The 25,103-nt window shown below is 70.9% G+C and carries 17 protein-coding genes and 1 riboswitch; of the genes, 13 read left to right on the forward strand and 4 right to left on the reverse strand.

All coding sequences use genetic code 11. The annotated features are described in order from the left end of the window. Positions 1–2: 2 nt before the first annotated feature. Positions 3–1,055, reverse strand: coding sequence for an AAA family ATPase (locus OWR29_RS11740; protein ID WP_267562726.1), 1,053 nt, complete (start codon positions 1,053–1,055; stop codon positions 3–5). 307 nt (positions 1,056–1,362) lie between these two features. On the opposite strand from OWR29_RS11740, the gene OWR29_RS11745 reads away from it, so the two are divergent. Beyond that, a complete protein-coding gene (locus OWR29_RS11745; protein ID WP_267562727.1) occupies positions 1,363–4,194 on the forward strand; it encodes a M36 family metallopeptidase in 2,832 nt (943 codons plus the stop codon). 201 nt (positions 4,195–4,395) lie between these two features. Further along, a complete protein-coding gene (gene leuS, locus OWR29_RS11750; RefSeq protein ID WP_267562728.1) occupies positions 4,396–7,197 on the forward strand; it encodes a leucine--tRNA ligase in 2,802 nt (933 codons plus the stop codon). A 63-nt stretch (positions 7,198–7,260) separates the two neighbouring features. Here the strand turns inward: leuS and OWR29_RS11755 are convergent, their stop codons facing one another. The 3 genes from OWR29_RS11755 to OWR29_RS11765 are packed head-to-tail and all read right to left on the reverse strand — an operon-like array spanning position 7,261 to position 10,023. Then, positions 7,261–8,025 (reverse strand): TVP38/TMEM64 family protein, encoded by a 765-nt coding sequence (locus tag OWR29_RS11755; RefSeq protein WP_267562729.1) that lies wholly within the window; start codon positions 8,023–8,025, stop codon positions 7,261–7,263. Positions 8,026–8,061: 36 nt separating this feature from the next. Continuing rightward, on the reverse strand, positions 8,062–8,772 hold the full coding sequence (locus OWR29_RS11760) for a type 1 glutamine amidotransferase (protein ID WP_267563249.1): 711 nt from the start codon (positions 8,770–8,772) through the stop codon (positions 8,062–8,064). A gap of 30 nt (positions 8,773–8,802) precedes the next feature. Next, a complete protein-coding gene (locus tag OWR29_RS11765) occupies positions 8,803–10,023 on the reverse strand; it encodes a Mur ligase family protein (protein WP_267563250.1) in 1,221 nt (406 codons plus the stop codon). Positions 10,024–10,480: 457 nt separating this feature from the next. Next, positions 10,481–10,665, forward strand: a riboswitch (cyclic di-AMP (ydaO/yuaA leader). A gap of 6 nt (positions 10,666–10,671) precedes the next feature. On the opposite strand from OWR29_RS11765, the gene OWR29_RS11770 reads away from it, so the two are divergent. From OWR29_RS11770 to murC, 11 genes are all read left to right on the forward strand, one after another. Next, a complete protein-coding gene (locus OWR29_RS11770) occupies positions 10,672–11,481 on the forward strand; it encodes a C40 family peptidase (RefSeq protein ID WP_267562730.1) in 810 nt (269 codons plus the stop codon). Positions 11,482–11,929: 448 nt separating this feature from the next. Continuing rightward, positions 11,930–12,361 (forward strand): division/cell wall cluster transcriptional repressor MraZ, encoded by a 432-nt coding sequence (gene mraZ, locus OWR29_RS11775; protein ID WP_221376123.1) that lies wholly within the window; start codon positions 11,930–11,932, stop codon positions 12,359–12,361. 275 nt (positions 12,362–12,636) lie between these two features. Further along, positions 12,637–13,710 (forward strand): 16S rRNA (cytosine(1402)-N(4))-methyltransferase RsmH, encoded by a 1,074-nt coding sequence (gene rsmH / locus OWR29_RS11780; RefSeq protein ID WP_267562731.1) that lies wholly within the window; start codon positions 12,637–12,639, stop codon positions 13,708–13,710. Then, positions 13,707–14,669 carry a cell division protein FtsL gene (gene ftsL, locus OWR29_RS11785; RefSeq protein WP_267562732.1) on the forward strand — a complete coding sequence of 321 codons (963 nt, stop codon included), beginning with the start codon at positions 13,707–13,709 and terminating at the stop codon, positions 14,667–14,669. Before rsmH ends, ftsL begins: the two co-directional genes overlap by 4 nt. A 4-nt stretch (positions 14,670–14,673) precedes the next feature. Next, complete coding sequence (locus OWR29_RS11790; RefSeq protein ID WP_267562733.1) at positions 14,674–17,016, forward strand: peptidoglycan D,D-transpeptidase FtsI family protein; 2,343 nt, start codon at positions 14,674–14,676, stop codon at positions 17,014–17,016. A 72-nt stretch (positions 17,017–17,088) separates the two neighbouring features. After that, on the forward strand, positions 17,089–18,603 hold the full coding sequence (locus OWR29_RS11795) for a UDP-N-acetylmuramoyl-L-alanyl-D-glutamate--2,6-diaminopimelate ligase (protein WP_438872580.1): 1,515 nt from the start codon (positions 17,089–17,091) through the stop codon (positions 18,601–18,603). Next, positions 18,600–19,985: a UDP-N-acetylmuramoyl-tripeptide--D-alanyl-D-alanine ligase gene (locus OWR29_RS11800; protein WP_267562734.1), complete on the forward strand. Its 1,386-nt coding sequence runs from the start codon at positions 18,600–18,602 to the stop codon at positions 19,983–19,985. The genes OWR29_RS11795 and OWR29_RS11800 overlap by 4 nt, the downstream gene beginning before the upstream one ends. Beyond that, complete coding sequence (gene mraY, locus OWR29_RS11805; RefSeq protein WP_267562735.1) at positions 19,982–21,085, forward strand: phospho-N-acetylmuramoyl-pentapeptide-transferase; 1,104 nt, start codon at positions 19,982–19,984, stop codon at positions 21,083–21,085. Before OWR29_RS11800 ends, mraY begins: the two co-directional genes overlap by 4 nt. Before the next feature lie 67 nt (positions 21,086–21,152). After that, the gene (locus tag OWR29_RS11810) at positions 21,153–22,532 is read left to right on the forward strand and encodes an FtsW/RodA/SpoVE family cell cycle protein (RefSeq protein WP_267562736.1); all 1,380 of its coding nucleotides are present in this window, start codon (positions 21,153–21,155) and stop codon (positions 22,530–22,532) included. Beyond that, the gene (gene murG, locus OWR29_RS11815; protein ID WP_267562737.1) at positions 22,532–23,644 is read left to right on the forward strand and encodes an undecaprenyldiphospho-muramoylpentapeptide beta-N-acetylglucosaminyltransferase; all 1,113 of its coding nucleotides are present in this window, start codon (positions 22,532–22,534) and stop codon (positions 23,642–23,644) included. Before OWR29_RS11810 ends, murG begins: the two co-directional genes overlap by 1 nt. A 25-nt stretch (positions 23,645–23,669) precedes the next feature. Then, positions 23,670–25,097 (forward strand): UDP-N-acetylmuramate--L-alanine ligase, encoded by a 1,428-nt coding sequence (murC, locus tag OWR29_RS11820; protein ID WP_267562738.1) that lies wholly within the window; start codon positions 23,670–23,672, stop codon positions 25,095–25,097. Positions 25,098–25,103: the final 6 nt, after the last annotated feature.

The following is a 25,103-nucleotide window of genomic DNA, read 5'->3' on the forward strand; positions in this document are numbered from 1 at the left end:
GCTCAGCGCCCCCGAGGCTCGTACTGGTTGGTGGGCGCGCCGCCGCCGTTGCGGGTGTCGTACGGCGAGCGGTTGCGGTCGTGCGGCAACGGCAGGCGGTGCACGATCTCGGCCACGATCGCGTCCGTCGTACGCCGGTTGAGCTGGGCGTCGGCGGTCGGGATGATGCGGTGCGCGAGCACCGGCACGGCCAGCGCCTGCAGGTCGTCCGGCAGGACGTAGTCGCGGCCCTCGAGCGCCGCCACCGCCTTGGCCGTGCGCAGCAGCTGCAGGGTGGACCGGGGGGACGCGCCGAGACGGATCTCGGGCGCCTCACGGGTCGCGGTGACCAGGGCGATCGCGTACTGCTGGACGGCGTCGGCGGCGTGCACGTCGCGGACCGTGGCGATCAGGCGGCGCACCATCGCGGCGTCGGCGACGGCCCGCAGGTCGCTCAGCGGGTCGTGCGCGCCGTGCCCGCTCAGCATCGCCAGCTCGGCGCGCGGGTCGGGGTAGCCCATGGCGATGCGGGCGGTGAACCGGTCGCGCTGAGCCTCGGGCAGCGGGTACGTGCCCTCCATCTCGATCGGGTTCTGCGTCGCGATCACCATGAACGGCGCCTGCAGCTCGTACGTGGTGCCGTCGACGGTGACCTGCCTCTCCTCCATGCACTCGAGGAGGGCGGACTGGGTCTTGGGCGACGCCCGGTTGATCTCGTCGCCGACCACCAGGTTGGCGAAGACCGCGCCCGGCTTGAACTCGAAGTCGCGCTGCTCCTGGTTGTAGACGCTGACGCCGGTGACGTCGCTGGGGAGCAGGTCGGGGGTGAACTGGATGCGGCGCACGGAGCAGTCGATGGACCGGGCCAGCGCCTTGGCCAGCTTGGTCTTGCCCACGCCGGGCACGTCCTCGATGAGCAGGTGGCCCTCGGCCAGCAGAACCGCCAGCGCGAGCCGGACGGTCGCGCCCTTGCCCTCGATGACCTGTTCGATGTTGGTCATGATGGCCGAAGTGGCGGCGCGGAAGTCCTCGCTCGGCATCGGTCCACCGGGCTCGTCCCAGGTCGGGGTTGTCACGGGCCTCCTCCAGGTATGTGTGCGCGCCCATCCTGGGGCGCGGGGGCGAAAGATCACCGAAAAGGCTGAGCGAGCCGCCCCGTCACCACAGGTTAGCCCGATCACAGCAACTCGCCGAGGTCGGCCGCCGGGCTGATTCGACACCCGTCAACCGGACAGGTATATCGGATAGGTAAAGAATCAGACATCGCTCTAGTTATATTTGCCGATCAGCAACCAGAGTCAGCCATCGACGGGTCTCACAACTGGGGCCCGGTCGAGAGGGGCTGAATTGAGACCGTTATCCGTACCGTCCGCAACCCGGCGGATGGGGGCGGCAGCCGCCGGCGTCGTCCTGCTCGCGGCGCTACTGCCCGCACAGGCGCAGGCCGCACCGCTTCCCGGGGCCATCTCCGGGGCGACCGACAGCAAGTCGGACCGGCGGGCCGACTACGACTCCCGCCAGAATCTGGCCGCCGCCGCGGACGCCGCGCCGACCGCCACCCTGAGCCGCAAGGCCGTCCCGGCGCCGTCCGCGGCCGCGGTGAACACCCTGCGCGACTCCCTCGGTGTCCAGGGCATCGTCGACATCGACAAGGCGTCCGGCACCCCGCGCCGGGTGGCGAAGCTCGACGGCTTCCTCACCGGCCCGAGCAAGCAGAAGCCGACCAAGATCGCGCTCGACTACATCAAGGCCCACCCCGAGGTCTTCGGCCTCGACGCGGCCGCCCTGGCCAGCCTCGAGCTGCGCCAGGACTACGTCGACATCGAGGGCACCCACCACCTCAGCTGGGTCCAGGTGGCCGAGGGCGTGCCGGTGTTCGGCAACGGCCTGAAGGCGCACGTCACCAAGGACGGCCGCCTGGTGCAGGTCGACGGCGCGCCGCTCAAGTCGGTGCCGTCGAGCGCCGGCGCCGCCAAGCTGACCGCCTCGGCCGCCCGCGCCGCCGCGGTCAAGGACGTCTTCGGCACGTCGGCTGCCAAGGTCACCAGGACCGAGGGCGCCAAGACCGTCTTCAGCGACAACGGCAACGTCCGGAAGGTCTGGTTCCAGACCGCGTCCGGCCCGCGCCTGGCCTGGCAGACGATCGTCGTCGACGAGGGCTACGTGCACGTCATCGACGCCGCGTCGGGCGAGGTGCTGTACCGCAAGAGCACGATCGCCAACGACTCGGCGAGCGTGTGGAAGAACTACCCGGGCGCCGCCAAGGGCGGGCAGCAGCAGCCGGTCGACCTGACCGCCAAGGGCTGGCTGCCGGACAACGCGCGCACGCTCAGCGGCAACGTCGCCCACGTGTACTCCGACGTGAACGACAACGACCTGCCCGACGCGTCCGAAGAGGTCGGTCCGTCGGGCCTGCGCAAGTGGAACTACCCCTTCGTCGACTTCAACGACGAGGTCGGTGGCCTCTGCTCCGACGCGTACCCCTGCTCGTGGGACCCGGAGACGCCCAACTCGTGGCAGACCAACCGCAAGCAGAACGCGGTGCAGCTGTTCACGTTCCTGGGCACCTTCCACGACCACCTGAAGGCCGCGCCGATCGGCTTCACCCGGGCCGCCGGCAACTTCGAGGCCCGCGACGGCGACGCCGTGCAGGGCCAGGCCATGGACGGCGCGAACACCGCCGACGGCCTGCCTGACCCGGCCCACGTCGACAACGCCAACATGAACACCCCGCCCGACGGCATCCCGCCCGTCATGCAGATGTACCTGCTGACCCCGGGCCCGCAGTCGGTCGCCGCCAACACCGGCGACGAGGCCGACGTGGTGTTCCACGAGTACTCGCACGGCCTGTCGAACCGCCTGGTGGTCGACGCGGCCGGCAACTCGACGCTGAGCAACCAGCAGGGCGGCGCCATGGGCGAGGCCTGGGGCGACTTCCTGGGCTGGGACTACCTGGTGGCCAAGGGCCTCGAGAAGGACACCGCCAAGCCGGGCGAGGTGCTGGTCGGCAAGTACTGGACCGCGGGCAGCACGATCCGCAGCGAGGGTCTGGACTGCCCGGTCGGCTCGACGTCGACGGCCTGCCCGGGCAGCCCGACCGCGGGTCCCGGCGGCTACACGTACGGCGACTACGGCAAGGTCTACGGCGGCGGCCCCGAGGTGCACGCCGACGGTGAGATCTGGGCCCAGACGCTGTGGGACCTGCGCACGGCGGTCGGCAGCAACACCGCCCAGTCGCTGATCACCCGCGGCATGGAACTCTCGCCGGCCAACCCGTCCTTCCTGGACATGCGCAACTCGATCCTCGCGGCCGACCGGGTCGTCAATAACGGCAAGAACGCCAAGGCGCTCTGGAAGGTCTTCGCCAAGCGGGGCATGGGCTACTTCGCCGCCTCGATCGACGGCGACGACGCGCAGCCGGTCGAGGACTTCTCGACGCCGCCGTCGGCCAACACCCCGCGGGGCACCCTCAAGGGCAAGGCCACCGACTCGGACACCGGCGCCGCCGTGGCCGGTCTGACCGTCGCCTTCGGCGGGCACGCCTCCGGCTTCGCCGGTGACTACCGGGCCACCACGGGCGCCGACGGCTCGTACTCGATCTCGGGGATCATCCCGGGCACGTACGCCAAGGTGTTCGCGCGTGGCGCCGGCTACGACATCGTCGTGAAGACGCTGTCGATCAACTCCGGCACCAAGACCGAGAACTGGTCGGTCCGCAAGGACTGGGCGGCCTCCTCGGGCGGCGCCGGGATCGTCAGCTTCACCGGGCCCGACTACACGCCGTACGGCTGTGGCCCGGCGCAGTTGATCGACCAGTCGCAGATCTCGGGCTGGGGCTCGGACGTGGCGCCGGAGGGTGTCAACGCCGTGATCCGGCTCTCGGGTGCGGTCGACGTGTCCGAGCTGATCATCAACCCGTCGGCCACCTGTGGTGACGACGAGACCGCCTCGACCGGTGGCTACCGCGTCGAGACCTCGGTCGACGGCACGACCTGGGCGGTCGCCGCGAGCGGCGTCTTCCCGGCCGGCACCGTCACGCCCACCCCGGTCGCGCTGGCCGCGGGCACGGGCGACGGCATCCAGTTCGTCCGCTACACGATGCTGACCACGCAGGGTCAGGACGCGGGCCTCTGCCCGGCCGGCCAGCCGCCGACGGTCAGCGGCTGCGTGTTCCAGGACAGCACCGAGCTGGCGGTCTACGGACCGGCGGCGTAAGACCTCGCTCAGATACCGGTCGCCGCTCCCGGGCGGCGACCGGTATCATGCAATCCATGGCTCGGCGTTTCCTGCTTCTTAGCCGGCCGTGCTGCATTCGCCGTTAAGGCGTACAGCACGGCGACCCCTCCTGCGTGAGGGGTTTTTTCATGCCCCAAGAAAGCCCAGCCACCTCCAGACGAGAAGACGGATGTCGAGACCATGAGCGAGTCAGAGACCCCGAAGTTCCGTTACACCGCCGCGCTGGCCAACGAGATCGAGCCGCGCTGGCAGGCCTACTGGGCCGAGAACGGCACTTTCCAGGCGCCCAACCCGGCCGGTGAGCTGGCCGACCCGGCCCACCCCCGGCACGGCGCGCCCAAGCTGCACGTCCAGGACATGTTCCCGTACCCGTCGGGTGCGGGCCTGCACGTGGGTCACCCGCTCGGCTACATCGGCACCGACAGCTACACCCGCTACAAGCGGATGGCCGGCTTCAACGTGCTGCACCCGATGGGCTTCGACGCGTTCGGCCTGCCCGCCGAGCAGTACGCGGTGCAGACCGGCACCCACCCGGCGGTCACCACGGCGGCCAACGTCGAGCGCTACAAGAACCAGCTGCGCCGCCTGGGCCTGGCCTACGACGACCGGCGCACCTTCGCCACCACCGACCCGGACTACTACCGGTGGACGCAGTGGATCTTCCTGCAGGTCTTCAACAGCTGGTACGACCCGGCCGTGCGTAAGGCCCGCCCGATCGACAGCCTGATCGCGGCGTACGAGGAAGGCTCCCGCATCGCGCCGGGCCGCCCGTGGGCCGAGCTGTCCCCGGTCGAGCGCCGCAAGCTGATCGACGACCACCGCCTGGCCTACGTCAGCGAGGCCCCGGTCAACTGGTGCCCCGGCCTGGGCACCGTGCTGGCCAACGAGGAGGTCACGCCGGACGGACGCAGCGAGCGCGGCAACTACCCGGTCTTCCAGCGCAGCCTGAAGCAGTGGATGATGCGGATCACCGCGTTCGGCGACCGCCTGGTGGAGGACCTGGACACGCTGGACTGGCCCGAGCCGGTCAAGATGATGCAGCGCAACTGGATCGGCCGCTCGCGGGGCGCCCACGTCGACTTCCCGGTCGGCGACGAGACGATCACCGTCTTCACCACCCGGCCCGACACCCTGTTCGGCGCGACCTACATGGTGCTGGCCCCCGAGCACGAGCTGGTCGACAAGATCGCGCCGGCGTCGTGGCCCGCTGACACCAACGCCAAGTGGACCGGCGGCGCCGACTCTCCGGCGGCGGCGATCACCGCGTACCGGGCGGAGGCCGCGGCCAAGACCGACGAGCAGCGCACCGAGGGCAAGGAGAAGACGGGCGTCTTCACCGGCGCCTACGCCACCAACCCGGTCAACGGGGCGAGCATCCCGGTCTTCATCGCCGACTACGTGCTGGCCGGCTACGGCACCGGCGCGATCATGGCCGTGCCGGGGCAGGACGAGCGTGACTGGGCGTTCGCCGAGGTGTTCGAGCTGCCCATCATCCGTACGGTGCAGGCACCCGCCGATTTCGAGGGCGCGTACACCGGCGAGGGCGTGGCGATCAACAGCGACTGGCTGGACGGCAAGGGCGTCGTCGAGGCCAAGGCCGAGATGATCGCCTGGCTGGAGCAGCACGGCCACGGCCGGGGCGCCACCACGTTCCGCCTGCGCGACTGGCTGTTCAGCCGGCAGCGCTACTGGGGCGAGCCCTTCCCGATCGTCTACGACGAGACCGGCCTGCCCGTCGCCCTGCCGGAGTCGATGCTGCCGGTCGTGCTGCCCGACGTGGACGACTTCTCACCCCGTACCTTCGACCCGGAGGACGCCGACAGCGAGCCCGAGACCCCGCTGTCGCGCAAGAAGGACTGGGTCAACGTCGAACTGGACCTGGGCGACGGGCTGAAGACGTACACCCGCGAGACCAACACCATGCCGCAGTGGGCCGGCTCCTGCTGGTACGAGCTGCGCTACCTGGACCCGCACAACGACAAGGCCCTGGTCGACCCGGACAACGAGGCCTACTGGATGGGCCCGCAGCGCGACGGCGACTGCGGCGGCGTCGACCTGTACGTCGGCGGCGTCGAGCACGCCGTGCTGCACCTGCTGTACGCCCGGTTCTGGCACAAGGTGCTGTACGACCTGGGCCACGTCTCGTCGTTCGAGCCGTTCCGCAAGCTGTTCAACCAGGGCTACATCCAGGCCTACGCCTACCGTGACGCGCGCGGCGTCATCGTGCCGGCCGAAGAGGTCGAGGAGCTGGGCGGCCGGTACTACATCCGCAACACGGAAGAGGTCTTCCGTGAATACGGCAAGATGGGCAAGTCGCTGAAGAACGTCGTCACCCCCGACGAGATGTGCGAGCAGTACGGCGCCGACACGTTCCGGGTGTACGAGATGGCGATGGGCCCGCTGGACGTCTCCCGTCCCTGGGAGACCCGCGCGGTCGTGGGCTCGCAGCGCTTCCTGCAGCGCGTGTGGCGCCTGGTGATCGACGAGGAGACCGGCGCCGTACGCGTGGGTGACGAGCCGCTGGAGCCGGCCGTCCGCAAGCACCTGCACCGCACCATCGCCGGCGTCCGCGAGGACCTGGACGAACTGCGCTTCAACACGGCCATCGCCAAGCTGATCGAGCTGACGAACACGCTGACCCCGCTGCCCGCGGTCTCCCGCGAGGCCGTGGAGCCGCTGGTGCTGATGCTGTCGCCGTTCGCGCCGCACCTGGCCGAGGAGCTGTGGGGCAAGCTGGGTCACTCCGGCACGCTGGCCTACTCGGCGTTCCCGGTGGCCGACCCCGAGCAGCTGAAGGCCGAGTCGATCACCTACCCGGTGCAGGTGAACGGCAAGGTCAAGGCGCGGGTCGAGGTGTCGCCGACCGCAACCGAGGACGAGGTGCGCGAGGCGGCCCTGGCCGCGGTGGACGACGTGGTCGCCGGCCGCACCCCGAAGAAGGTCATCGTCGTGGCCGGCCGCCTGGTCAGCGTCGTCGTCTGACGTTTCGTCCGGGAAAGCGAAAACCCGCCGGCATCCGTGCCGGCGGGTTTCCTTTTCAGTCGGTCAGGCGGCGGCTGCGGCGGCCTTCTTGGCGGAGCGCTTCCACCAGATGATGATGCTGGTGGTGAGGGTGAAGCCGATCAGGGCGGGAGCCAGCGAGAGCGGGCTCATCTCGCCCGGGCGGACCACCGCGGCGCCGATCACGGCGTACGAGACGGCCGACGGGATGGACGCCAGCGTGGTGCCCAGCAGGTAGCGCTTGCGGCACACGCTGGTGGTGCCGTAGGCGTAGCCGACCAGGCCGAACGGGGCCAGCGGCAGGAACCGGACCAGCAGCACGGCCGACAGCCCGCGACGGTTGAGCCAGCCGTCCAGACGCTCGAGCTTGCCGCCCGTACGGGCCGAGAGGGCGCCCCGGCCGACCCAGCGGCCCGCGTAGTACGTGGCGGCCGCCGCGATCACGGCGGCGGCCAGCGCGGTGGCGGCACCCGTCGCCGCACCGAGCACGGCGCCGCAGGCCAGCGTGATGGCCGTACGGGGAACCAGGACCGACAACAGCAAGCCGCCGACCACGGCCATGACCACCGCGGCGGCCGGGCCCAGGCGGGCGAACTGGTCGGCGATGTCCTGCAGCGGTAGAACCGCCGCCGCCACGGCCACGGCCGCGACGACCACGCCGAGGATGCCGAACCGGATGAAACGGCGCTTCCATCCCATACCGGCGGCGGTCGGCGCCGGCTCGGAAAGCTGGAGAGCCTGCTGCGAAGGCTGAGGAACCTGAGGGGCCGCGAGGTTGGCGCCCCGCGGGGCGATCAGGATGTCAGTCATGCAGTAGTACCGCCCAATGGCTCGTCGGGTCAGGTTTCAGGCGCCGGCGGCAGCGAGACGCTCGGCTCGCAGCCGGTCGGCCCAGGTGTCGTCGACCGGGGAAAGACTATCCGCGCCGATCGCCCAACGCAGTAGCAGATCGGCTATAGCTGGGTTGCGAGCGAGTGCGGGCCCGTGGGAGTACGTCCCCAGAATCTTCCCGTGCCATGCTCCCTCGGTCTGGCCGTCATTGCCAATGCCGGCCGTCACCCGGGCCAGCGGAGCGACGTCCGGGCCCAGGTGGGTGCGGCCGCCGTGATTTTCGAAACCGCTCAGCGGGGGCAGCCCCAGCCGGGGGTCGATGTCGCCCCGGATCTCGCCGACGGCGCGGGTCTCGCCCCGGTCGGAGTGCAGGTCGAGCAGGCCCAGCCCGGGGCATTTGGCGCCCTTGGCGAAGAACGAGTGACCGAACAACTGGTAACCCGCGCAGATGGCCAGCACGGCCGCGCCCTGGTTGACCGCGCGGTGCAGGCCGCCGTCGTTGATCAGCCGCTGGGCGGCCAGGGCCTGCGGGCCGTCCTCGCCGCCGCCGATCAGGTAGATGTCGGCCGTCGAGGGCATCGGCTGGTCGGAGCGCACCGAGTATGTCTCGACCGGGATGCCGCGGATCGCCGCCCGGCGGCCCAGGATCAGCAGGTTGCCGCGGTCCCCGTACGTGGAAAGAAGGTCCGGATAGATCCAGACGATCCGCAGGGCCTCACTCATGATTTTTCCTTATGTTTTCCGCCGCGGGGAAGCTCAGTTGACACGGTCCAACTCCGCTCGGATGTCCTGAAATGCCGTGTAGTTGGCGATCACTTCGAGGCGCCCCATCGGGACGGACCGGATCGCCTCCTCGAAACTCAACACGTGCCGGAAGGCGATTCCGTTCACCTCGAGGCGTACGGCGAGGTCGTACGCCCGGTCGCCGGTGATCAGCACCGGGCGGTCGTGCAGGGGCGAGAAGTCGACGTCGTACAGCCAGGACGTGTCGAAGCCGTCGGGGTCACGCGCGTTGATGGAGAGCAGGGTGGGGGACTGCTCGGCCATGTCGAACGCCTCGAGCCAGCTGGCCGGGTTCTTGGCCAGCAGCAGCCGGATGTTGCGGCCGTCCCGGTCGACCTGGGCGTAGCGCCCGGCGATCGAGGCCACCGTCGACAGCCGGGGGAGCGCCTCGATCGGGCGGACCCCGAACTCGGCCGCCACGGCCAGCGCGGTGGCCGCGTTGCCGATGTTGACCGTGCCCGGCAGCTGCAGCTTGACCAGGTGCCAGTCGCCCCGGGGGTCGACCACGCCGTCGTCCTCGACCCGCCACTGGGCGGTGGGGCGGCGCAGCGGGCAGCCGGCGCACCACCAGTCGCCGTTGGCCCGCTCGATCGGGTGGCCGCTCTCGGGGCAGACAAAGGAGTCGTCGAGCCAGCGCTGGCCCGCGCTGAACCAGGTGATGTGCGAGGCGCCCTGGGCGGCCCAGACCACCATCGGGTCGTCGGCGTTGGCCACCACGGCCACGTCGGGGTGCCCGGCCAGCGCGGTGCGCCACATCTGGGCCATCATCGCGACCTCTTTGGCCCGGTCGAGCTGGTCGCGCGAGAGGTTGAGCAGCGCCACCACGCGCGGGTTGGTCTCGTCGATCACCCGGGCCAGGTAGTGCTCGTCGACCTCGAGCACGGCGAACGGCGTGGCCCCCGCCTTGGCCAGGGCCGAGGTGTGCCCGGTGGGCATGTTGGCGCCGAACGAGTTGGTGGCCACCGGGCCGAGCACGCCGAGCCCGGCCGCGGCCAGCCGGGTGGTGGTGGTCTTGCCGTTGGTGCCGGAGACGAGCGCGATCGCCCGGCCGGCGGCCAGGTGGGTCAGCAGCTCAGGGTCGATCTTGAGGCCGATCCAGCCGCCGATGACCGAGCCGTCGCCGCGTCCCGCGGCCCTGGAGAGCGCGGCCGCGGTCTTCGACACGGAGGTCGCGACCTTGGCCCGCAGGGGCATTTTCCCGTCCGTCACGGCGACGAGGGTACCGGAACGGGAGGTTACGTCGAGTTGCCGTGAGTCCGGTTTCAGCATGGTGGACGGACACCGCCGGGAAGGCATTGAGATCAACCGTCAGACGGAATCTATTTCGGCCGGTGACAGAGGTTTAAACGGCGGAAGAGTGAATATCGGGGTGCCGTCACCCGAATGGTGGCGAAGAATTATGTGTTCTGATTCACCCGTAACGTTAGACGCCCCGTAGTTCCCCCATTACGAATCGTCATGGCAATTCTTTCGTCCTGGTAACAAATCGGACAGGGTCTCATGTGCCAATCACGCTGTGTCACCACATCGGATACTGCAACCTTCGAGAATTTCGGGTAGCAAGGTCTGGCCGGCAGCGCCCGCTGCCCGACTCGCGACGACCTGGTTCACGCCGAGCCCTGCCCCGGGCCGGTCGACGCGACCACCCGAGCACCACGCACCACCAACACAGGCAAACGGGGGCAGGGACGGGGGACCCATTTGTGGTCCGCTCCGCGCCACCCGCTCCGGTGGCGATCACGGAGAAGGCCTTGGGGTGAAGTCGCCGAGAGGCGGCCGGGCAGCCTTCCCGCCCGAACCCGACAGCTAACCTCGCAGGCGTGCCGGAGGGATATCTCTACCGTGCACGAACACAGTTCGAGCCGGGGCCGCCGCGTGCGCGGCGCCGGCACCATCGCACTGTCTCTGGGTCTCTGCCTCTGCGCCGGCCAGCTGATCGCCAGCTCGCCCGCCAGCGCGGCCACCGCCACCCCCATCACGGCGGCGGCTGCCTCGGCCAAGGTGAGGCCGGTCGTCAAGACCACGTACTCCACCCGCAAGGTGAAGGCCGGCGCCAGCATCAAGGTGACCGCCAAGTACATCAACCCGGCCAACGGCAAGGTCGTCACGTCCGGCCTGGTCCGCCTGCAGGCGTTCCGCAAGGGCAAGTGGGTCAACCAGACGTCGAAGAAGCTGGGCAGCAGCGGCACCGCGGCGCTGTCGTTCAAGCCCGGCGCCAGCGGCTACCTGCGTGCCGTCTACGCCGGCTCGTCGAAGTTCACCTCGCTGGCCGGCGGCAAGACGTACGTGAGCGTCGTGCCCAACGGCAACAAGATCATCAACGAGGCGAAGAAGCACGTCGGTTCGCTGTACAAGTTCGGCGCGGCCGGCCCCACCCGCTTCGACTGCTCGGGCTACACGATGTACGTCTACAAGAAGACCATCGGTAAGAGCCTGCCGCACAAGGCGAACTCGCAGCAGAAGTACGGCAAGTCGGTCTCGAAGGGCAACAAGCAGATCGGCGACCTGATCATCTTCCGGAACGGCTCGTACGGCTACCACGCCGGCATCTACGCCGGCAGCGGTTACATGTACGACTCCCCGCACACGGGCGCCCGCGTCTCCAAGCGCAAGATGATCGGCAGCAACTACGTGGTCCGCCGCCTCACCTAAGAGGCAGCAGGGCCAGGACTCAGCGGGGCGCGACCGGTTCGGTCGCGCCCCTCTGTCGTGCAGAGCGCGCATCGCCCCTCGGCGGTGCGCGCTCTGCTGTTTCCAGGCGCCCCCAACCCCTCCACTTTCCTCCCCGGCGGGGGTTGACAGGTTTGTTGTCTGGGCGTTTCGGGCGTGTTCGTGCCGGTTCTTGACACCGCGAGCTAGAGGATGTCGGAAACCGGACGGGGATGATCATGCTTGGCCCTCCACTTCGCCCCCACCTCGCTGAGCTGGGATTTCGCGTGCGAGCAACCTTCGCGACCCCGCTCATTCCGCTTGCGAGTGGAGGGAAGTGGAGTAGAGTGGAGCGCAGTGGCAGGGCCGATGGCGAACCTCACCTGAGCGACCTGCCGACCCGAGTTGACAGGCGGACCGCGAACCGCCCGGGGGCAGAGGGGTGGCGCCGATGTTCCTCGGCACGCACACCCCGCGCCTCGATGACAAGGGGCGGCTGATCCTTCCGGCGAAGTTCCGAGATGAACTGGCGGGAGGTGTCGTGATCACCAAGGGGCAGGAACGCTGCTTGTACGTGTTCCCGATGCCGGAGTTCCAGCGCATCGCCGGCCAGCTGCGTGAGGCGCCGGTCACCAACAAGGCGGCCCGGGCCTACGGCCGGGTCTTCTTCGCCAGCGCGCACGACGAGATCCCTGACAAGCAGGGCCGGGTCACCATCCCGGCGCACCTGCGCGGCTATGCGGGTCTCGACCGTGAGCTCGTGGTGATCGGGGCCAGCACCCGGGTCGAGATCTGGGACAAGCAGTCGTGGGAGGACTACCTCGCGGCGAGCGAGGACGAGTTCGCCGACATCGAGGAGGGGGTGCTGCCGGGCGGGCTGTAGGTGTGGCACTCGGCCGGGCCGCGAAGACCCGGACGTCACCTCTTCCGTACTGCGAGATCTCCAGCCGCTCCCGCTCCTGGCGCCTCTTCCCCGGCGCCAGGCGCGTGTCCGGCCCGGCGTGAGTCCGATGGCAACGGGCGAGCACGGGGCTACGAGCGGATGGGGATCTGGCGGTACGGACGGTCGTCCGGGTAACGCCGCGGAACGGTGAGGAACGCGGCGGTGTGGCGAGACAACCGGCAGGTCGGTGCCGGGCGGGGCGCGCGTGACAGCGAGTGGGGGTCGACATGGGGGAGCTTCGCGGCACGCACGTGCCGGTGCTGCTCGAGCGTTGCCTCGAGCTGCTGACCCCAGCCCTGCAGCGGCCGGGCGCCGTGCACGTCGATTTCACGCTGGGCCTGGGCGGTCACGCCGAGGCCGTGCTCGAACGGTTCCCCGAGGTGGTGCTGGTCGGGCTGGACAGGGACACGGAAGCCCTGGCTCATTCCCGTCATCGCCTGGCCAAATTCGCCGGCCGTACGCATCTGGAGCACGCGGTCTACGACGAGCTGCCGCGGGTGCTCGACGAGCTCGACCTGGCCGTGTTCCACAGCGGACTGTTCGATCTGGGCGTCTCCTCGTTGCAGCTGGACGAGGCGGACAGGGGTTTCGCGTACGCGCAGGACGCCTCGCTCGACATGCGGATGGACCAGACTTCCGGCTTCACGGCCGAGCAGGTCGTCAACGACTACGAGCCGGGCGAGCTGGTGCGCATCCTGCGCCAGTACGGCGAGGAGAAGTTCGCGACGCGGATCGTCTCGACGATCGTGCGCGAGCGGCAGAAGGATCGGATCACGTCCACGGCCCGGCTGTCCGAGCTGGTCAAGGCGTCGATCCCGGCCGCCGCGCGACGAACGGGTGGAAATCCCGCGAAAAGAACGTTTCAGGCGCTACGTATTGAGGTAAATGGCGAACTCGCCACGCTCGAGGCGGCCGTTCCAGCCGCTTTGGACGCACTGGCCCCGAAAGGGCGCCTTGTGGTGATGAGCTACCAATCGTTGGAGGACAGGATCGTCAAGCGCGCCCTCACCGCGAGGACGCGCAGCACCGGGCCGGTCGACCTGCCGGTCGAACTGCCCGGGACGGGTCCGACACTGCGGCTGCTGACAAAGGGGTCGGAGCCGCCCACTGAGCAAGAGGTCGCGGACAACCCGCGAGCGGCTTCGGTGAAGCTGCGCGCGGTCGAGCGCCTCGATCGGCACGACGGCACGACCGGGGCCGCCCGCGAACGGCCCCGACTGTCTACAACGCACGGGGGACAAGGGCGGTTACGCCCGGGGGCACGGGAAGAGGGGGAGGGACAAGCATGAGCGAGCGCACCCAGGCGCCGCGGCCGGGGGGCCGGGCCGCGGATCCGCAGCGCCGGAGCACCGGACGCCGCGACACGACGGGCACCAGCCGCGATGCGGACGCTCCGGGAAACGCCGGCCGGGGGGCGCGGCGCTTCGCCGGTGCGGATGAGGACGGCGCTCCACGCCGGTCCGACACGCGCCGGTCAGGGACGCGGAGCGACGCGGGCCGCGAGCGGGGCGAGGCGCGTCAGGCGCGTTCCGCTGCGCGCGGTTCCGATTCCGTACGCGGTAAGGCCCGCGACACCGAGGCGGTCCGCAGCCGCGCTCAAGCTCGCGACACCGAAGGCGTCCGGGCCAAGGCGAGGGATACCGAGGGCGTCCGGGCCAAGGGCCGCATCGCCGAGGGCGCTCGCCTCTCGGCGCGCAAGCCCGAGCCGGTGCGGGGCCGGGGCCGCCGGGTGGAGGCTCCGGTCGACGGGGCGGCCGCCCTGCAGATCGACCTCTCGGCCGAGCCGCTGAAGGTGACCGACCCGGCCGCCGCCCCGCGTCTGCGGGTGGCTCCGCCGCCGCCGATCCACGGTGGACCGCGGGCGCCGTTCGTGGCGTCGGTCATCGGCGTGGTGGTCGTCGGGGTGCTCGGCATCCTGCTGATCAACACGAAGACCAACGAGAACTCGTTCCGCATCAGCGACATGCAGAAGCAGAACACCGCGCTCGAGAACCAGCGGCAGGACCTGGAGAACCAGGTGGTCGAGGCGTCCAGCATCGGCAACCTGGACGCCGCGGCCCGCCGGCTCGGGCTGGTCAAGGCGGACAGCGTGGCCCAGATCCGGCTGCCCGACGGGAAGATCATCAACTTCGGGGTGCCGGCCACCGGCAAGCGTTCGCCGACCGCGCAGGAGGCCGTGGGCGAGACCAGCCCGGTCACTGACAAGGGGGCCGGAAACGTGACGCCCGCCGACGGCGCCGGGCGGTAGCCGGATGCCGCGGGCCGACGACACTCCACCGCGCCGGGGCGCTCAGCCCCGGCGCGGCACGTCTCGTGACCTGCCCGCCGAGGGCGACGCGAGCACGGGCCAGGCGAGCCGCGGTTTCGGCGGCATCGGCGACGCGCGGGCCTACACCCCGCGCGGGCGCACCGTGGCCGAACGCGACCAGCGCACCCGCTCGCCGCGGGCCGGGCGCACCTCCGACCCGTTCCGCCCGGCGCTGCAGGTGCTCGACGGCGGTCAGCCGCCCCGGCGCGGCCGCTCCACGGTGGAGCGCGAGGCGCCGCCCGTACCGGAGAAGGACAAGAAGCCACCGCGCAGCCGCCGGCCCGAGCCGGACTTCGACGACGAGGTGGACGACGAGCTCGACCGCCGGCGGGGCCGCGCGACCACCCGGACCACCGCCCGCGGCGGCTCGGCCGCACGCACGGTGGCCGACAAGGGTCGCGGCCGGACGACCGCCACCAAGGCGGCCCGGCCCGGGCGTGTCACGGCCTCACCACGTACGCAGGGGAAACCCGGACCACGACGGACCGTGAGCGGACCGCGGGTCGACCGCGCCGTCCGTGCGGTCACGCAGGAACCGCCCAAGCTGGCCAACAGCACCCGCCGTCTGCGGATCGGGGCCGTGGTCGCGCTCTCGATGTTCGTCATGATCGGCATCCGCCTGGTGATTCTGCAGGTGGGGGCATCCGATCAGGACGCCGCGCGGCTGCTCGAACTGCGCGAGAGCCGGCTGGCCGAGGTGCGTCTGCCCGCGGACCGGGGCAGCATCCTCGACCGCGACGGCACCGTGCTCGCCCACAGCGTCGAGGCGCGCTTCGTCGGCGCCGACCCGGAACTGGTCAAGGACCCGGCCGCCACGGCGGCCATCCTGTCGCCGATCATCGGCGTCGCCCAGTCCAAGCTGATCCCGCTGATGACGCCGCACAACCGGCCCGGCGGCGGCGAGTCCCGGTTCGAATACCTGGCCCAGGGTGTCGACATCTCGAAGGGCGACCGGATCGCCGCCATGAAGCTCGACGGCATCGTGGTCAAGGAGGACGAGCGGCGCGACGTGCCGAACGCCGACCTGGCCGCGAACCTGATCGGCTTCACCGGCGCCGACAACTCGGGCCTGGAAGGGCTCGAGGCGCGCTACGACTCGCTGCTGCGCGGCACCGACGGCCAGCGCAAGTTCGAGATCGGCAAGGGCGACCTGAACAAGCCGATCCCGGGCGGGTTCGAGAAGCACACCGACCCCCAGCCCGGCACCTCGCTGCAGCTCACCATCGACGGCGACCTGCAGTACGAGGTGCAGCGCATCCTGGCCGAGCAGATGAAGCAGGTGAAGGCCTACATCGGCGGGGCCGTCGTGCTCGACGTGAAGACCGGCGAGGTGCTGGCCCAGGCCAGCTACCCGGCCTACAACGCGGCCAAGCCGGACGACTACGAGCCGACCGAGCGCGAGGACGTGCCGAGCAGCATCGTGGCCGACCCGGGCTCGATCCACAAAGCCTTCATCTTCGGCGCGGCCCTGCAGGAAGGCGTGATCAACGCGGACTCGGTGCTGACCATCGGGCCCGCCATCGAGCGCGGAGGTTATCGCTTCCAGGACGGCCACCCGCAGGACAAGGGCACGAAGATGACGATGCCCGGCCTGCTGGCCTACTCGTCCAACGTGGGCACGATCCTGATCGCCGACCGGCTCGGCAAGGACAAGGTCATCGAGTACCAGCAGAAGTTCGGGCTGGGCAAGGCCACCGGCGAGGGCATGCCGGGCGAGGCGGACGGCCGGATCCTCGGGCCGGACGAGTGGAGCGGCTCGGCGTCGGGCTCGGTGCCGATCGGCATGAGCGTGGACGCCACGCTGATCCAGATGGCGGCCGGCTACGCGGCCATCGCCAACGACGGCGAGTACGTCCAGCCGCACATGATCAAGGCGATGATCTCGGGTCAGGGCGGCAAGGTGACCAACGCGGCCGCGCCGGAGCGGCACCGGGTGCTCGACCCGGGCCCGGCCTCCCAGGTGCGCACGTGGATGGAGGCAGTGGTCGACAACAAGGGGGCCACCGGCCGGCAGGCGGCGGTTCCCGGGTACCGGGTGGCGGGCAAGACCGGCACCGGCAAGCGGCTCATCGACGGGCAGTACACGAGCGCCAACTACGGCTCGTTCATCGGCATGGCCCCGGCCGAGAACCCGCGGTACGTGATCGCGGTGTCGGCCGATGTGCCCAAGGGCACCGGCGGCGACGTGGCGGCGCCGGCGTTCGCCAAGATGATGGCGTTCACGCTGCTGCACAACCGGGTGCCGCCGTCGAGCTCCAAGGCGCCGACGTTCAAGATCCACCCGTGACCCGGTCAACCACCCCAGGGCTTCGCATGGCGTTTTCCGTACGAACCCGGGCACGGGGTAGGGTCTGACGCCGTGCCCGGCATTCCCCGTCCCGATTCCGTCGCTCCGTACCGGCTGGCCCGGCTGGCCGCGCTGTTGCCGGCCACCCTGACCGGCGTCGATGCCGAGGTCACGGGCGTGACGCACGACAGCCGCGCGGTGCGCCCGGGCGATCTCTACGCGGCGCTCCCGGGCGCCCACCGGCACGGCGCCGAGTTCATCAGCGACGTGGCCGCGGCCGGCGCGGCGGCGGTGCTGACCGACGCCGCCGGTCACCCGGCCGCGGTCGCCGCGGGCCTGCCGGTGCTGGTGGCCGACGACCCGCGGGCGGTGCTGGGCACGGCCGCGGCGGCGATCTACGGCGACCCGTCGGGGCGGCTCACGATGATCGGGATCACCGGCACGGCCGGCAAGACCTCCACGGCGTACCTGGTGGAATCGGGTCTGCGGGCGGCCGGCGTGGTCACCGGGCTGATCGGCACGGTCGAGACGCGCATCGGCGACCTGGTCGTCGACAGCGTGCGCACCACCCCCGAGGCCACCGACGTGCACGCCGTCCTCGCCGCCGGCCTGGAACGCGGGGTCGGCGCGGTGGTGATGGAGGTGTCCAGCCACGCCCTGGCCATCGGCCGGGTCAACGGCATCGGCTTCACGGTCGGCGGCTACACCAACTTCGGCCTCGACCACCTCGACTTCCACGCCGACGCCGACGACTACTTCGCGGCCAAGGCCAAGCTGTTCGACGGGCGCTGCCGGTTCGAGGTGCTCAACTTCGACGACCAGGCGCTGCGGCCGCTGTTCAAGCCGGGCACGATCAGCTACTCGGCGGCCGGCGACCCCGCCGCGACGTGGTGGGCCACCGACGTCCGCCCGTCCGAGTTCGGCCAGCGGTTCGTCGCGCACGGCCCCGGCGTCGAGGTCGAGGCTGGCGTCGCGCTGCCCGGCCGGCACAACGTGGCCAACGCCCTGCTCGCCCTGGCCGCCCTGGTCGCGGCCGGGATCGACGCGCGGGTGGCGGCCGACGGCATCGCCGATTGCGCGGGAGTGCCCGGGCGGCTCGAGCGGGTGAGCGCGCCCGGCGAGGTGCTGGGCGTCGTCGACTACGCGCACAAGACCGACGCCATCGTGGCCGCCCTGGCCGCCCTGCGCGAGCTCGCCACCAGCCGCGGCGGGCGGCTGATCAGCCTGCTCGGCGCGGGCGGCGACCGCGACAAGGACAAGCGCCCGCTGATGGGCGCGGCCGCCGCCCGCGGCGCCGATCTGGTCATCGTCACCGACGACAACCCGCGCACGGAGGATCCGGGCGAGATCCGGGCGGCGGTGCGGGCCGGGGCCGAGCAGTCCGGGGCCGCTGCGAAGATCATCGAAGTCCCGGGCCGGCGCGCCGCGATCGACGAGGCGGTCCGGCTGGCCGCCGCCGGCGACGTGATCGCGCTGCTGGGCAAGGGGCACGAGCGGGGCCAGGAGGTGAACGGGCAGATGCTGCCGTTCGACGACCGGATCGAGCTCGCCGCGGCGCTGACCGCCGCGGCCGGGGGAAACTCGTGATCCGTCTGACGCTGGGGGAGATCGCGCAGATCACCGGCGGCCGCGTGGTGAACGCGGAACCGGATCTCGCGGTCACCGGGGGAGTCGAGTACGACTCCCGCAAGATCGGCCCGGGCGGCCTGTTCGTCGCGTTCGAGGGCGAGAAGGTCGACGGGCACGAGTACGCCGGCCGGGCCGTCGCCGCGGGCGCCGCGGCCGTGCTGAGCACGCGTGACACCGGGCAGCCGGGCGTCGTCGTCGAGGAGCCGCTGGCCGCGCTGGCCGCGCTGGCCCAGGCGGTGGTCGGGCGGCTCGGCGAGCTGACCGTGGTCGGGCTGACCGGATCCAACGGCAAGACGACGACCAAGGACTACATCGGCCAGCTGCTCGCGCGGCTCGGGCCGACCGTGGCGCCGCCGGGGTCGCTCAACAACGAGCTGGGCTTCCCGTACACGGTGCTGCAGGCCACCGAGGAGACGCGCTTCCTGGTGCTCGAGATGGGCGCGCGGGGGATCGGGCACATCCGGTACCTGACCGACATCGCGCGGCCGTCGATCGGGGCGGTGCTCAACATCGGGGCCGCGCACCTCGGTGAGTTCGGATCCGTCGAGGGCACCGCTCGGGCCAAGGGTGAGCTGGTGGAGGCGCTTCCTTCGACCGGCGTGGCGGTGCTCAACGCCGATGATCCGCTGGTCGCCGGTATGGCTCCCCGAACCTCCGCCCGGGTGCTGCTTGTCGGCGAATCGGAAAAGTCGGATTTGCGGGCTTCGGACGTCGTCGTCGATGGTGCTGGCCGTGCGTCCTACTCACTGCACTTTTCGGACAAATCGGCCGAGGTGATGCTCTCGGTCGCCGGGCGCCACCAGGTGGCCAACACCCTGGCCGCGGCCGGCGTGGCGTTGTCGGCGGGCCTCCCGTTCGACGACGTGGCGGCGGCATTGGGCGAGGTGGGCATCGCCTCGGTGCGGCGGATGGACGTCTTCACCCGGCCCGACGGCGCCGTGGTCATCGACGACTCGTACAACGCGAACCCGTCCTCGACGGCGGCCGCCCTGCGCGCGCTCGCCTCGATGGCCGGCGGGCGCCGCACCACCGCCGTGCTGGGTTACATGGCCGAGCTGGGCGAGCACGAGCGCTCCGGGCACGAGGAGGTCGGCCGCCTGGCCGCCGAGCTCGGGGTGGACCGGCTGATCGCCGTCAGCGCCGAAGCCGCCCCGGTGGCCGACGGCGCGCACTCCGTCGAGGGCTGGAAGGGCGAAGCCGTCGTCGTGCCCGACCAGGCCTCGGCCATCGAGATCCTGGCGGGTGGCCTGGACGGCGGCGACGTCGTGCTGGTCAAGGGTTCCCGGTACCGCACGTGGGACGTGGTGGACTCACTGCGTCCCGAGGAGGTTCGCCCGTGAGGGCAGTCATCGTCGCGGCCGCGGTCGCGTTCATCATCTCGCTGTTCGGCACGCCGGTGGCGATCCGCGTCTTCACGGCGCTCAAGGCCGGCCAGCCCATCCGCTCGGTCGGACCGGCCAGCCACCAGGGCAAGAAGGGCACGCCCACGATGGGCGGGGTCGTCTTCATCATCGCGACGGTCCTGGCCTACGCGGCCGGGCACGTGGCCCTGACGACGCTGCCCGAGCGGCAGATCGCGCAGGAGTCGCCGACCATGACGGCGCTCGTGCTGCTCGGCCTGTTCGTCTTCTGCGGCGTGGTCGGCTTCCTGGACGACTTCCTCAAGGTGCGCCGCCGCAACTCCGACGGGCTGAGCGCCAAGGGCAAGCTGCTCGGCCAGCTGATCGTCGGCGGCGCGTTCGCCATCGTGGCGCTTTACGTGCCCAGCACCAACGGCGAGACGGTGGCCAGCGAGCACATCTCGTTCATCCGCGACATCAGCTGGCTCGACGTCGGCAAGGTCGGCTCGGTGCTGGTCTTCGTGTTCGTCATCATGTCGATGTCCAACGGCGTGAATCTCACCGACGGCCTCGACGGCCTGGCCACCGGCGCGTCCATCCTGGTGCTGGGGTCGTACTCGCTGATCGGCTTCTGGCAGTACCGCCACTGGTGCGGCGACTCGGACTACGCCCGGGTCAACGACTACTGCTACCAGGTGCGGGATCCACTGGAGATCGCGATGATCGCCGCGGCGGCCGCGGCCGCCTGTGTGGGCTTCCTGTGGTGGAACACCTCGCCCGCCCGCATCTTCATGGGCGACGCGGGCGCGCTCGGCCTGGGCGGCCTGATCGGCGGCCTGGCCGTGGCCACCCGCACCACGCTGCTGTCGGTCATCATCGGCGGCCTGTTCGTGATCATCACGATGTCCGTGGTCATCCAGATCATCTCGTTCAAGACCACCGGCAAGCGGGTGTTCCGCATGTCGCCGCTGCAGCACCACTTCGAACTGGCGGGGTGGAGCGAGGTCAACATCGTGGTCCGGTTCTGGATCGTGGCCGGCATCTGCGTGGCCATCGGCCTGGGACTGTTCTATTCAGACTTCCTCGCCACCATGGGATAGATCTCTCTTGACGACACGCCAGGCTTCTTGACGGGGCTTGGCGTGTCGCCGGGACGAAGATGAGGGCATGGCGGATCGGACTGAGCAGGCACCCCGCCCGTCACTGAGCCGGCAGCTGCTGCCCGCGGTGCACGGGCTCCTGGCACGGCCGCTCTCCTCTTACTATCTGCTGCTCGCGAGCTCCGGCCTGCTGCTGCTCATCGGCCTGACCATGGTCTTCTCGGCCACCAGCGTGAAGGCGTACGCCGAGAACGGCAACGCCTTCAGCGCGATCGCCAACCAGGCCGTGTTCGCGCTGCTCGGCCTGGTCGCGTTCTGGGTCTGCCAGCGGCTGCCCGCGGGCACGCTGCGCGACCTGGGCAAGATCGTGCTCGGCGCGGCCATCGTGCTGCTGTGCATCCTCGACCTGCTGGGTGCGCTCAAGTCGGTCGGCCTGCTCGACAAGCCGCGCATCGGCCCGGTCCACGCCGAGCTGCTCTGGCTCTACTTCGGCCCGATCGGCCTCCAGCCGGCCGAGTTCGCCAAGCTGGGCATGGTGCTGTGGGGGGCCGCCGTCATCGCCCGCAAGGGTCCCGCGCTGGGGCACTGGCGCGAGCTGTCGCGCCCGCTGTTCCCCGTCGTCGGCCTGCTGTTCGTGCTGGTCGGCTACAACGACCTGGGCAGCATGCTGGTGCTGCTGGCGCTCATCATCGGCCTGCTGTGGGCGGCCGGCGTACGGCTGCGGGTCTTCGCCGCCCTCGGCGTGCTCGGCCTGGCCGGCATCAGCCTGCTGATCGCGGCCGCGTCCGGCGGCGCCGGCTCGGGCCAGGCCGGCGAGGAGAACTACCGGCTGGCCCGGCTCACCAACTTCCTGCAGCCGATCGAGTCGTGCGACCTCGACGGCCCCTGCTACCAGCTGATCCAGGCCCGCTCGGCGATCTTCGAGGGCGGCTGGTTCGGGGTCGGGCTGGGCAAGGGCGCGCTCAAGTGGAACTGGCTGCCCCAGGCCGACAACGACTTCATCTACGCCGTGGTGGCCGAGGAGCTGGGCGTGGTCGGCTGCGCGGTCGTCCTGGCCCTGTTCTCGGTGCTGGCCTACACCGGTTTCCGGATCGCCCGCCGCTCCCAGGACCCGTTCCGCCGGCTGGCCGCGGCCGCCATCACCACCTGGCTGGTGGCCCAGGCCGTGATCAACATCGGCGGCGTGACCGGCATGCTGCCCATCACGGGCCTCCCGCTGCCCTTCATCTCCGCAGGTGGCAGTGCCCTCGTCGTCACCATGGCGGCGGTCGGCATGCTGGCCTCGTTCGCCCGCGCCGAGCCGCAGGCGTCACTGGCGCTGAACGCGCGTCCGCCCGCTCGATGGGTACGGCTAGTCTGGGCCCCGCTGCCGCCGCTTCCCCCGTCGCGGCGGCCGGCGAAGCCGACTCAGGCAAAGGCTGGTGCGGGGGCGGATGGGAGACGGTGATGGGGCTGCTGCGGTCGGTCGTGCTCGCCGGGGGAGGCACCGGCGGTCACATCTATCCGCTGCTCGCCTTCGCCGACGCGGTGAGCAGGCACTACCCCGAGGTGCGGATCACCACGCTGGGCAGCCCGAAGGGCATGGAGAACGAACTGATCCCGCCGGCCGGCTACGACCTGCGCGTGATCCCGGCCTTCCAGCTGCCGCGCTCGGTCAACATGAACCTGCTGCGCACGCCGGACCGGATGTGGAAGTCGGCCCACGCGGCCGGCAAGATCCTCGACGAGGTGCAGGCCGACGTCGTGGTCGGCTTCGGCGGCTACGTGTCGGTGCCGGCCTACCTGGCGGCCTGGCGGCGTGAGACGCCGATCGTCATCCACGAGGTCAACGTGCCGCCGGGCGTGGCCAACCGGATGGGCATGAGGTTCACCAAGAACGTGGCCGTCGGCTTCCCGACGCAGCCCCAGCAGGCCGAATCGCTCAAGGACGCCCGGGTCGTCGGCGTCCCGCTGCGCACCGCCCTGACCCACCTCGACCGGGCCGCCCTGCGGCCGCAGGCGCTCTACCAGTTCGGGCTGCGCCCCGACCTGCCGGTGCTGTTCGTCTCGGGCGGCTCGTCGGGCGCCCGCACGATCAACCTGGCCGTCGCCGCGGCGGCCAAGCGGCTGTCCCACTCCGGCATTCAGGTGCTGCACGTGCAGGGCGGGCGTAACGACCCGTTCGACGTGCCGGCCGACCTGCCCGTGCCGTACAAGGTCATCCCGTACCTGTCGGACATGCAGTTGGGTTATGCGGCGGCCGACCTCATGCTCTGCCGCAGCGGCGCGATCACCGTGGCCGAGACGACCGCGCTGGGCGTTCCGGCCGTCTACGTGCCCTACCCGTTCAGCAACCAGGAGCAGAAGCGCAACGCCCTGCCGGTGGTCGAGGCGGGCGGCGGTGTGCTGGTCGACAACGCCGAACTCACTCCCGAGTGGATCGAGCAGCACATCATCCCGCTGGCGCGCGACAGGCAGCGCCTCGCCGCGATGGGCCACGCCGCCGCCCGGTACGGTCGTCGCGACGGTGACGAGGCCCTGCTCGAATTCGTTCTCGAAGCGGTGGCCAAGGCGCGATGAGCCTGCTGATCAAGGGAGTGGATCTGTGAACACCGCGGAGCTCAGGCCGGCCGGCGAACTGACCGCCGAAGACCTCGGCAACGTGCACCTCATCGGCATCGGCGGGGTGGGCATGGCCGGGCTGGCCCGCCTGCTGCTGACCCGGGGCGTCCCGGTCTCGGGCAGCGAGCTGCGCGAGTGGCCGGCGCTGGCCGGGCTGCGGGCGCTGGGCGGCACGATCCACATGGCCCACGTGGCCGAGAACCTGGACGGCGTCGACACCGTCGTCTACTCCACCGCCATCCCGTACGACCATCTCGAGCTGGCCGAGGCCCGCCGGCGCGGCCTGCGGGTGCTGCACCGGTCCGAGGCGCTGGCCGCCGCCATGACCAACCGGCAGGCGATCGCCGTGGCCGGCACGCACGGCAAGACCACCACCACGTCGATCATGACGGTGATCTTCCAGCACGCCGGGCAGGACCCGTCCTTCGTGATCGGCGGCGAGATCAGCGAGGCCGGCTCCAACGGCCACCACGGCACCGGCCCGCACTTCGTGGTCGAGGCCGACGAGAGCGACAAGTCGTTCCTGATCTACCGGCCGCACGTCGCGATCATCACCAACATCGAGGGCGACCACCTCAACAACTGGGGCGACCTCGAGGGTCTCAAGGCCGGGTTCCTGCAGTTCGCCGAGCTCGCCGCGCCCGACGGCTTCGTGGTCACCTGCGCCGACGACGAGGGCACGCAAGACCTCATCGCGGCGCTGCGGGCCAAGGGCAAGACCGTTTACACGTACGGCGAGAGCGCGTCAGCCGACCTCCGGATCAGCGACGTGGTCTCGACGGCGAGTGGTGTCCGCTACTCGGCCGAACTCGACGGCAAGCCGCTGGGCGAGATCCGGCTGTCGCTGCCCGGCCGCCACATGGGCCTCAACAGTGCGGCCGCGGTGCTGACGGCGCTGCGGCTGGGCCTCCCGCTCGACAAGATCGTCGAGGCGCTGGCGTCGTTCCCGGGGGTGCGCCGGCGCTTCGAGCGCAAGGGCATCGCGGCCGGCGTTCGGGTGTACGACGAGTACGCGTACCACCCGACCTCGGTCGAGGCGGCGCTGCGCACGCTGCGCGAGGTGGCCGGGGACGGGCGGCTGCTGGTGGTGTTCCAGCCGTACCGGGTCTATCGCACCCGCGACCTGCAGGCCGAGCTGGCCCGCGGGCTGGGGCTGGCCGACCAGGTGATCTGCATGGAGGTGTTCGGGCCGGGCGAGGTGCGCGGGCCGGGCGAGGGCGGGGTGGCGCTCACCGCGGCCATCGACCTGCCGGCCGATCAGAAGGTGTTCGTGCCCGACTGGGAGGACGTGCCGGCCGAGGTCGTGCGGCGCAGCCGGCCCGGCGACGTGGTGGTCACCATGGGCGCGCCGCCGATCTCGCTGATGGGCGACGAGCTGCTGGCCGCACTCGACGACGCCGACCGTCGTTAGGAAGAC

Source organism: Paractinoplanes pyxinae (assembly GCF_026626335.1).
In the GTDB taxonomy this organism is placed as follows: Bacteria; Actinomycetota; Actinomycetes; order Mycobacteriales; family Micromonosporaceae; genus Actinoplanes; species Actinoplanes pyxinae.

Coding starts and splice junctions, on each gene's coding strand:
- OWR29_RS11745 (WP_267562727.1), top strand. CDS start 1,363: ATGGGGGCGGCAGCCGCCGGCGTCGTCCTGCTCGCGGCGCTACTGCCC.
- murG (WP_267562737.1), top strand. CDS start 22,532: ATGGGGCTGCTGCGGTCGGTCGTGCTCGCCGGGGGAGGCACCGGCGGT.
- OWR29_RS11810 (WP_267562736.1), top strand. CDS start 21,153: ATGGCGGATCGGACTGAGCAGGCACCCCGCCCGTCACTGAGCCGGCAG.
- leuS (WP_267562728.1), top strand. CDS start 4,396: ATGAGCGAGTCAGAGACCCCGAAGTTCCGTTACACCGCCGCGCTGGCC.
- mraZ (WP_221376123.1), top strand. CDS start 11,930: ATGTTCCTCGGCACGCACACCCCGCGCCTCGATGACAAGGGGCGGCTG.
- OWR29_RS11755 (WP_267562729.1), bottom strand. CDS start 8,025: ATGACTGACATCCTGATCGCCCCGCGGGGCGCCAACCTCGCGGCCCCT.
- ftsL (WP_267562732.1), top strand. CDS start 13,707: ATGAGCGAGCGCACCCAGGCGCCGCGGCCGGGGGGCCGGGCCGCGGAT.
- OWR29_RS11790 (WP_267562733.1), top strand. CDS start 14,674: ATGCCGCGGGCCGACGACACTCCACCGCGCCGGGGCGCTCAGCCCCGG.
- OWR29_RS11765 (WP_267563250.1), bottom strand. CDS start 10,023: ATGCCCCTGCGGGCCAAGGTCGCGACCTCCGTGTCGAAGACCGCGGCC.